Origin of the sequence: Vibrio anguillarum, assembly GCF_001989995.2 — a bacterium.
Taxonomy (GTDB): Bacteria; Pseudomonadota; Gammaproteobacteria; order Enterobacterales; family Vibrionaceae; genus Vibrio; species Vibrio anguillarum.
The window spans coordinates 1-721 of the sequence record NZ_JAHGUP010000099.1 but is presented as its reverse complement, the minus strand read 5'-3'; the positions used below and the strand labels follow the sequence as shown (position 1 = coordinate 721).

Sequence of the window (721 nt, the reverse complement as noted above, 5' to 3'; positions counted from 1 at the left end):
TGTAGTGGCATAGTGAATTTGGTCACTTAGTTAGAGGTGATATCATCACCTCATAAGTTAACAGGTGACATTATGACAAAACGTACAAGACGACTATTTAGCGCAGAATTTAAGTTAGAAGCAGCGCAGCTAGTCTTAGACCAAAATTACTCAGTGACGGAAGCAGCCCAAGCCATGAATGTGGGCAAGTCCACGATGGATAAATGGGTTCGCCAGCTTAGAGAAGAACGCCAAGGGAAAACACCGAAAGCTTCACCTATGACCCCTGAGCAAATAGAAATTCGGGAATTGAAAAAGAAGCTGGCTCGCCTTGAAGAGCATAATGAAATACTAAAAAAAGCCACGGCTCTCTTGATGTCGGACTCACTGAACAATTCTTGATAATCAAGAAACTCAAGCAGAGCCACAGCGTAAAAATATTATGCGAAGTCTTCAATGTTCATCGAAGTAGTTATCACTATTGGCTTAAACGCCCAGCGTTAATTAATGCGGAAACAATAAAACTGCGCAGCTTGATTAGCGAGGCTCACGCCGCAAGCAATGGCTCTGCGGGAGCGAGAACCATTGCAGATATAGTCACAAATCAGGGTGTAAAGCTGAGCCGATACCGAGCAACAAAGCTAATGAGAACTCTTGGTTTAGTGAGCTGCCAAGAACCAAAGCATCGTTACAGAAAGGCTTCACAAGAACATATTGACGTTCCAAATCACTTAAGTCGTCA

General features: G+C 43.3%; 1 pseudogene. It reads left to right on the top strand.

Annotated elements, in window-relative coordinates:
- Window positions 1-72: 72 nt before the first annotated feature.
- Window positions 73-721 (top strand): annotated as a pseudogene (locus PL85_RS16615) (IS3-like element ISVch4 family transposase); the annotation flags it as partial.